Raw genomic sequence first — 8184 nt, 5'->3', positions numbered from 1 at the left:
CAACGTAATGACAATCTTCAGTTAGATAAGAAAATTATTATTTCAAAATTAAATAAAGTGAAATCTATAGAACAAGATATTATTGATATTAAATTGAAATACAATGAATTTGTGGAATTTATTAAAAATATAGATATAAATAATTTAACAAATGCTTCTTTAAAGAAGATAATTAACAAAATTAAAGTCACTACTCTATCAGACGCATTTTCAGATCACGTTGATAATTTAAAATCTGCTTCAATTGTATGGAATATTTTAGAAAAATCTGAAGATCAGCTACTTGAAGATATGTTTTAAAAAGATAGTATATTATATAAAACCGAAGAAAAAATTAAAGATTCATTTAAGAATGAAAATAGTAATTTAATTCATTAGTTCCAAACATAAGACTGGCTTAAAGCTGGTCTTCTTTTAATTGTTTTCTTGAGATGAAGAGAATCTCTTTCTCATCTAATATATCAAGAGATTTAAAAAATACCGCTCCTTTTTTAAATTTGCTACCAATAGAGGGCGTTGAAGATAGCAACACCTTATTGTCTAGAGTTATGTGCTGAATGTAAAGTCTAGAGTTGTTAGAGTCTAAAATATAAAAATGTATTTTGTTTATATGTTCTACTAAAGGATATAAACAAGTAAAAAGAACTAAGTATATTATAAAAGTAATTATTAGGATTGCTACAAAATGTTTGGTAGAGAATTCAGGACTTACAACTGCAATAATCGATAGTATTACACTACTAGTTAAAGACATTACTACAATTGTCGCAATATTTATTTTCAGGCGTTGTTTAGAAGTGAGTCTTAATCGTTCCGCCCTATTTGTTTTTAATAATACTATAAAATTAGAGATAAATATTAAAATGGGTATGAGAGTTACCCAGCTACTACTTTTTGCAATTTGAATAATATCATTCATTCTGTCAACTCCTTTTTATTTTGTTATCGGTAAAAAAACATAATATCTTTATATTTTAAAATACAACCCCCTTTTAATAAGTACAACATAAGCCATATTCATCGGGCGTTATGACAATCCAATACCTAGCTTCTTTCAAATCATGTTCCAACTATAAAATCTATTCTTTCTTATAAGCTAGTATCTCTTAGGTTGTGATTAAAAGAAGCAGAAGAAATCCTAGAATTTTTATATACATATATTTCTAAATATTCTATATTAAAGGTGTACTTAGTTAGTTAATTAGTTTGAAAATGTACACAGGAGATAGGACATATGAAGAAAAGAGGTGAGCGTAGAACATCATAGCTCGTCACGGCATAAAGCTGAATATTTTGACAAATGAAGGTGGAGAAGAATAATGAAAATGTTAAAATTGCTGGTAAAAAAAGGGTCTATACCAGTTATGACTTTAGGTTTGTTATTCACCATGTGTATTTCAGGTCAGTCTACTGCTTTTGCGGAGAGTGCTTCAAGTGTTATGCAGCCGAGTAGCATACAGGTTGGACCGATTACAATTCCAGAACCTCCACAGCCAGGAGATCCGGTACCTGATCTTGCTTATTATGTTATCTCTGGTTTTACTGCTGAATCTACACCTCATTCGACGATAAGTTTTAATGCAGAAGGAATGACAGATGTGCAATTCACTGCATTTCCATTTCCAGGTCAAAATAAAGAAATAGTAGTATTCAGTCTGGAAACAGAAACAGCTAAAGGTTGGGAATCTGTATTTGTAACTACGTTTCAACCAAGTTCCAAAGTCCAAAAGCAACATATGACATTACCACGAAATGATTACAAGAAATTTCGAATTTTTATTTCAAGTATGAATCCGAATCTTGCCGTTTTGGGATACAAACAGTGGAGTAACTGAATCCTTCTTAGCTCCGTACGTATACTCATCTGAATCGATAACCACAATAATGGGCAATGAATATGTAAGGGATTGATCGCGGTGTAGGATCAATCTCTTTTTGCTATTTTACAAAGATTTTTCTGATTTTGATGACTTGTTCAATATTAGACTCCTAAGACATGGATACAAAAGGAAACAAGAGTCCGTCTTTTATACAGAGTATTAAAAAAGTTTTTTCTAAAGGAGCCGACAATGTTAAAAAGACGCAAACTTATTCTCACCATAACACTACTGTATACGCTCTTTATTCTTTATTTTATGTTTTTTGCATTCGGCAGAAGCGATTCTGAATCCGATAGTTATACATTTATCTTTGCACCCGATAATTTTTTGAAATTACCTAATCCATTAGACTTTTTGCATCCGACACTAATGGATATGGTGAGTCTAGGAAATATGGCGGCTTTTATTCCATTTAGCATTTTAATTCCATTATTGTATTCGATAAAATTTATTAGATTCATTATCTTGTTTATATTTTCTATCCTTGTGCTTGAAACGATACAGGCTTTGACTTTACTTGGAAGCTTCGATATGGGCGATGTTTTGAAAAACTCAACTGGCGCAGTGATCGGGTTCGCAGCTTACAGCATTGGAATACGTGCTAAAAACGTTCGACGAAGCGTTATCTCTATGGGTATTTCTACGGCTTTGCTACTGATCGTAACATGGGGAATTGGTGCTGGAATCGATAAAGCTTTTGCTAAAAATCCGGGATCATTTGTTGCTTTAAACGAATGGGAAAATAGCAGTGGAGTGACATCGAAAAAGACGAAATCGCTCCCCTTCAAAATAGGTGGACAGGAAATCACTCCTCAATTCAATGTATATGACACTAACGGTAAGAAATCAGAAACATATAGTTACAAGTTTAATGACAAAGAATTTTATTTTTATTTGCAATATGGAATTCCAGACCAAACCGATTTCCAAGGAAGTATAAGTGTGTCTGTAGACGGACGGCAAATCTTATCCTATTCCTCTGAATATCAAAAGCATAAGCCTGAGATATTCGAGTGGTATTTCGAACAAGCCGACGTGCTTACGATTACGTTAGAAGGAAACGAAAAGGCATGGGATATTGGATATCGAGAGATGAAGCATTTGTGGGAATAAGGTTAAATAGAATAGAAAAAGGAGCGATTCTAAGTCTTAATCTAGACTTGGAGTCGCTCCTTTTTGAATTTTTTAAATGTTATATATCTTCTCCAGTCGCCACCGGATTCTCCTTATAACTAATCCAGTCACTCCAACTTCCACTATACAACTTCACATTCTTATACCCAGCCTCTTTCAGCGCCAACACATTCGGACAAGCCGACACTCCAGAACCACAATACACAATAATCGACTGCTCTTTATCCAATCCTGCAAAATGCTTTTCCAACTGCTCTACATCGTCATACCGATCTTCTTCATCATGACGAGTATCTAACCAGAAATAATTCACCGCTCCTGGAATATGTCCAGCTTTGGGATCGATCGGTTCTTCAAGTCCCAGATACCGTTTGTTTTCACGAGAATCAATCAATGTAGGCAAAGAATCTTTATCCTGAGTCTGGACAGAAGGAGTCGCCTCTGTAGAACGATAAGCTTGAGACACCTGACGAACTTCTTCGATATCTGCTAACATATCAGGCTGTACATGTGCGACAAATGTGGTTGGAATCACAACAGGTTGATCGCTAGTCACAGGATACTTCGCATTTTTCCAAGTGGTAAATCCTTCGTTCAATACATACACTTGCTGATGCCCTACATAGTGAAGCATCCACCATAATCTGGCGGCATTGATCCCTTTGTTATCATCATAGATCACGACACGACTATTTGGATGGATGCCTGCTTTGCCAAGTGTAAGTGCTAATTGATCGACATCAGGTAATGGATGACGACCACCATGTGTTGTCACTGGAGCCGATAAATCTTTTTCCAGATCGAGATAGACTGCACCCGGTATATGTTCTGCTTCATAAGCCGCCGCACCCGCAGGTTTGTCATTTAACCAGAACCGACAATCTACAATGACGATATCGGGTTCGTACAAGCGAGCAAGTAACCATTTCATTGATACTATATTTTGCATTATATGTATCTCCTTTTATAAATAATATCTTTTTGTATAGTGTACATGATATTGCAGCAGGTATCTATTTGGAATTCGTAAAGACGTTTAACAAACTTAATATAAATAACAAACATAGCGTTAACAAAATTACCGTAAGATGTGGAAAGTACATAGATGCACAATTGTTGAGGAGGATTTACATTATTATGAAATTATCTAAATTTAAAATGCTAGGATTATCCCTGACGTTATCGGTATTGGCAGGTACGGTCGGTGGACATTCTTCGTATGCAGCAGAAGCGAAAGATGCATTGACACCAGTGAAGCCAGAATCGGGTTATTTTGTAGACAATTACAAAAACAATACGAAAGACAATATGTCTGCAACATCTAATCCGGCTATTGGTGTATTATCTGGATTTGAAAAGTTATGGACACCGGGTGCTACTTGGGATTCAGGTACAGCCGTAAATGCTAAAATCTTAGACCAGAATATTCAGATGGTTATCGACATAGCAAAAAAACGTACAGCCAGTCAAGCTCAAGCGGCTTATCTGGATGATCGTCGTAACCAGAGTTACAGTGTGATCGAAGGTCTAGGTTCGCTTACAGATGTATATCGCAAAGATGCAGGCGCAACGACAACGATTACAGATGTTCCCGCAGATGCGACAACGCAAAAGTATGATGATGGAGGCAACAATGCAGGTGATCCGAACTCTAGCTTGGGTAGTGTTGTAAGTCTAGTGAACAAGTTACGTGGTGATTATTCATCTACGAATCCCGCGAAAAGCTTTTTTAATTACAAACGTCCTTTCCGTTGGGATTCACCAGCGATCGTGATTCCAACATTAGTGCCACAGATTAAGTCTGATCCAACCTCAGATGGTGGCTTCCCGAGTGGGCATACCAATGCAGCCTATTTAAGTGCTTTTGCGATGGCTTATGCTATGCCTGAACGCTATCAGGAGTTACTGACTCGTGCTTCTGAACTTGGTAACAACCGAATTGTTGCAGGAATGCATTCTCCATTTGATGTAATGGGTGGACGTGTGATGGCAACGGCTTTGTCGGCGGCTATTTTGAATGATCCGGCAAATAAAGAATTGAAGAAACAAGCATACCAACAAGCGCAAAAAGTATTAATGACGCAAACAGGAACAGCGCCAGATCGCTTTAGTGATTACAAAGCCAATAAAAAAATGTATACCGAGCGCTTAACGTACCAATTCCCGCAAGTGTATGCCAAAAACCAACCGATCGCTGTACCTAAAGGGGCAGAGGTATTATTAGAAACGCGTCAACCGTATCTAAGTGATAACCAGCGCCGAGCCGTATTAGCAACAACAGGGATTCCATCTGGTTATCCTGTATTGGATGATGCTGAAGGATGGGGACGTTTGAATTTATTTGCCGCAGCGGATGGTTATGGTGCATTTATGAGTAATGTTACGGTAACGATGGATGCTTACAAAGGTGGATTCAATCAGGAAGATCACTGGCGTAATGCTATCGCAGGTAAAGGCGGTTTGATCAAAAAAGGAACAGGTACTCTTTATCTAGAAGGTAAAAATACATTCAGTGGAAATACAACGGTTATGCAAGGCACACTCGAAGGAACAACAGCGACAGCATTTGGACGTGGAAATGTCACCAACCAAGGCGGTACGCTTGCTGAACAAACAGCTGGCATGTGGACGATTGATGGTAATTTCAAACAAACACCTAAAGGTACACTGGAACTGAATATCGAGAGCAAAGCCGATCTTTTGAAAATCAAAGGAAAAGTTAGTTATAACGGTAAGCTACAATTGAACTTTACTAATAACTATGTGCCTGCTAATGGTATGAAGATTGTGATCAATAAGAAATCTGTACAACATGGACAATTCTCGTCGATTACAACAACAGGATTACCTAAAGGTTACAGCGTCAAAGCGATCTACAGTAATACCAGTGTGAAATTAAAAGTGAGTAAAAAATAATCTGCTATCGTGCATATATTGCTAAAAGTGAAGCCATCTTATAGATGGCTTTTTCTTTATACTTTTTTGCATTTTACCTCTTATGGTGCAAGTCATTCTTATATTGAAGTCGATGCTCATATATCCTATTTAACATTTCGCTTTACTTCATGATCTAATAGTTCAATGTCTTCTCCTTGTTGCTGACGAAGACTAATATTTTCTGTGCCCCATGCACACATCACTTCGACAATAGCATTGGCTGTTCTGCCGTATGCTGTTAAAGAGTATTCAACTTTAGGAGGCATTTGCTGATAGACGTATCGACTTACTAAGCCATCTTGTTCAAGTTCACGTAATTGCTGAATCAGTACTTTTTGCGAAATACCTTGAATATTACGTTGCAATTCACTAGTACGCATTGCATCCGATGCCATTAACAAACAGATAATCAACGCTTTCCATTTTCCGCCGATGATTTCAAGGGTGGCTTCTATGCCTAGATGATATTGTTTCATTCTTCATTTCCTCCGTTTGAGCTCATTTGCTTGTAGTTATTGAGCTATATAGCCTATCGATCATAAGCTTGATTCTTTATTGTTACATCAGATCGTAGATAAAGTCTATACACACTTTAAAGTAAGTACATGACTTTATTGTGTGTATTTTCTTTTGGGTCAAGCTATATCATAATGGCAATATTCTCACATCACGAAAGGAAATTATATCGTATGAAAACATTGATTATTTTAGCACACCCGAATCTTGCAACATCCAAAGTGAATCAACGCTGGCATCAGGAATTACTTCAACACCCGGATCAAGTGACGATTCATCATTTATATCAAGCATATCCAGATTGGAATATTAATGTAGCTCAGGAACAACAATTACTGGAAGCTCATGATCATATTATTTTACAATTTCCATTCTACTGGTATAGCTATCCACCTTTACTGAAGAAGTGGTTCGATGATGTCTTCTCATATGGATGGGCATACGGATCAGCAGGGGATAAGCTGAAAGGGAAAAAGATAGGCTTAGCGATGTCTATTGGAGATAAGCAGGAAAATTATGATCCAGAAGGTTCGGTTACTTTTACAGTAGAACAATTAATCAGTCCGTTCCAAGCAAGTATGCAGCATGTAGGAGCGATAGCATTGCCACACTTCGCTATGTTCGGCGCATCTTTTCAAGCAACAGATCAACAAATTGATCAAAGTGCTAAAGAGTATATTGACTATATTGTAGAGCATAAGAGTTAACCTAATCGTAAAAAACGTATCAAACATAAGCCTGAGTAGAAGTAGATTTATCGAAATACGACCTTTCACCACATAAGACATATTTAATTGTAATGATTGTTTTTATTAATTTCTTTTATTAATCTTTCTATTGATTACCTATATCTATAAATCTTTTCTTGTATAAAAGGCTTTAGTCGTAGACGTTCAAGTGTAACGTTGGTATTTCGGTTAAAGTCTTTTTTTGTTACACTCAGAATAACGATAAATAAGAGGAGCCACACATCATGAATATCAACCAGATATTTGACCAATATTCGCTCGGGATTTACGCACTGATTGCGGTAGTTATTCTACTCATCATTATACTCACGATCAAAAGCATATCTCGCAGAAGAGCTAGAATACGCCGTCAACAACTTGATCCATACCGTATTACTATGCAGGATATTGACCAGATGGAAGGATCAGAATTTGAACGATATTTATATCGCTTGTTCACTGAATTAGGATATGAAGATACATACAAAACACAAAGCAGTGGCGACTTTGGTGCAGATCTAGTTTTTACCGATCGAGAAGGAATACGTAATGTACTGCAAGCCAAATGCTATGCCGAACATAATAAAATTGGTTTGAGTGCTGTACAGGAAATTTATTCATCCATGCGTTATTATGAAGCAGAGAAGTGTATCGTATTAACATCTTCTTATTTTACCAAAGCTTGTGAAACACTTGCCGGTGTCAATGCCGTCACATTACTAGATCGCAATGATCTGATTCAACTGATTGAAGATTTCAAATCCAATGATCACGAAGAAGCTATGAACATCATCGAAAGTGAACCTCAGATTCTATTATCTCCGTGGAAACAAAGCACAAACCAACGACAATCTCAGCGCACACGTAAAAGTAGATAAAAAGGCTATCTTCCCTCATAAGGAAGCAGCCTTTTTTTAATCTATTTTAATTCGTTTTAATTCATTTTATATCCTTAAATCCCATTAAAGAAATAAAACTCAACACCGTTA

9 protein-coding genes are annotated in these 8184 nt (G+C 36.6%); 6 read left to right on the top strand and 3 right to left on the bottom strand.

Annotated elements, in window-relative coordinates; all coding sequences use genetic code 11:
- A partial coding sequence (locus PaeCFBP13512_RS23155; protein ID WP_206665591.1) for a hypothetical protein occupies positions 1-300 on the top strand: 300 nt, incomplete at its 5' end.
- 97 nt (positions 301-397) lie between these two features.
- Here the strand turns inward: PaeCFBP13512_RS23155 and PaeCFBP13512_RS02435 are convergent.
- Positions 398-919 carry a hypothetical protein gene (locus PaeCFBP13512_RS02435; RefSeq protein ID WP_137220848.1) on the bottom strand — a complete coding sequence of 174 codons (522 nt, stop codon included), beginning with the start codon at positions 917-919 and terminating at the stop codon, positions 398-400.
- Positions 920-1319: 400 nt separating this feature from the next.
- On the opposite strand from PaeCFBP13512_RS02435, the gene PaeCFBP13512_RS02430 reads away from it, so the two are divergent.
- A complete protein-coding gene (locus PaeCFBP13512_RS02430) occupies positions 1320-1835 on the top strand; it encodes a hypothetical protein (protein WP_069327549.1) in 516 nt (171 codons plus the stop codon).
- Positions 1836-2069: 234 nt separating this feature from the next.
- Positions 2070-2993 carry a VanZ family protein gene (locus PaeCFBP13512_RS02425; RefSeq protein WP_137220846.1) on the top strand — a complete coding sequence of 308 codons (924 nt, stop codon included), beginning with the start codon at positions 2070-2072 and terminating at the stop codon, positions 2991-2993.
- A 79-nt stretch (positions 2994-3072) separates the two neighbouring features.
- Here PaeCFBP13512_RS02425 and PaeCFBP13512_RS02420 read toward each other — a convergent pair whose 3' ends face one another.
- Entirely contained in the window at positions 3073-3963 is an 891-nt protein-coding gene (locus PaeCFBP13512_RS02420) for a sulfurtransferase (RefSeq protein ID WP_137220844.1), read from the bottom strand.
- A 188-nt stretch (positions 3964-4151) separates the two neighbouring features.
- On the opposite strand from PaeCFBP13512_RS02420, the gene PaeCFBP13512_RS02415 reads away from it, so the two are divergent.
- Entirely contained in the window at positions 4152-5930 is a 1779-nt protein-coding gene (locus tag PaeCFBP13512_RS02415) for an acid phosphatase (RefSeq protein WP_137220842.1), read from the top strand.
- 125 nt (positions 5931-6055) lie between these two features.
- Here PaeCFBP13512_RS02415 and PaeCFBP13512_RS02410 read toward each other — a convergent pair whose 3' ends face one another.
- Positions 6056-6427: a winged helix-turn-helix transcriptional regulator gene (locus tag PaeCFBP13512_RS02410; RefSeq protein WP_137220840.1), complete on the bottom strand. Its 372-nt coding sequence runs from the start codon at positions 6425-6427 to the stop codon at positions 6056-6058.
- Between the two features lie 213 nt (positions 6428-6640).
- Here PaeCFBP13512_RS02410 and PaeCFBP13512_RS02405 point away from each other — a divergent pair, with 213 nt between their 5' ends.
- Together PaeCFBP13512_RS02405 and PaeCFBP13512_RS02400 are read left to right on the top strand one after the other, a co-directional pair.
- Complete coding sequence (locus tag PaeCFBP13512_RS02405; protein WP_137220838.1) at positions 6641-7174, top strand: NAD(P)H-dependent oxidoreductase; 534 nt, start codon at positions 6641-6643, stop codon at positions 7172-7174.
- Between the two features lie 266 nt (positions 7175-7440).
- A complete protein-coding gene (locus PaeCFBP13512_RS02400) occupies positions 7441-8073 on the top strand; it encodes a restriction endonuclease (protein WP_137220836.1) in 633 nt (210 codons plus the stop codon).
- Positions 8074-8184: the final 111 nt, after the last annotated feature.

It is taken from the genome of Paenibacillus sp. CFBP13512, from assembly GCF_005233705.1.
In the GTDB taxonomy this organism is placed as follows: Bacteria; Bacillota; Bacilli; order Paenibacillales; family Paenibacillaceae; genus Saccharibacillus; species Saccharibacillus nuruki.
The sequence above is the reverse complement of the archived record's forward strand: the minus strand, read 5'-3'. Positions and strand labels throughout refer to the sequence as shown.

Excerpts from the sequence above, each read along its gene's own strand:
- PaeCFBP13512_RS02435 (WP_137220848.1), bottom strand. The coding sequence starts at position 919 with ATGAATGATATTATTCAAATTGCAAAAAGTAGTAGCTGGGTAACTCTC.
- PaeCFBP13512_RS02430 (WP_069327549.1), top strand. The coding sequence starts at position 1,320 with ATGAAAATGTTAAAATTGCTGGTAAAAAAAGGGTCTATACCAGTTATG.
- PaeCFBP13512_RS02425 (WP_137220846.1), top strand. The coding sequence starts at position 2,070 with ATGTTAAAAAGACGCAAACTTATTCTCACCATAACACTACTGTATACG.
- PaeCFBP13512_RS02420 (WP_137220844.1), bottom strand. The coding sequence starts at position 3,963 with ATGCAAAATATAGTATCAATGAAATGGTTACTTGCTCGCTTGTACGAA.
- PaeCFBP13512_RS02415 (WP_137220842.1), top strand. The coding sequence starts at position 4,152 with ATGAAATTATCTAAATTTAAAATGCTAGGATTATCCCTGACGTTATCG.
- PaeCFBP13512_RS02410 (WP_137220840.1), bottom strand. The coding sequence starts at position 6,427 with ATGAAACAATATCATCTAGGCATAGAAGCCACCCTTGAAATCATCGGC.
- PaeCFBP13512_RS02405 (WP_137220838.1), top strand. The coding sequence starts at position 6,641 with ATGAAAACATTGATTATTTTAGCACACCCGAATCTTGCAACATCCAAA.
- PaeCFBP13512_RS02400 (WP_137220836.1), top strand. The coding sequence starts at position 7,441 with ATGAATATCAACCAGATATTTGACCAATATTCGCTCGGGATTTACGCA.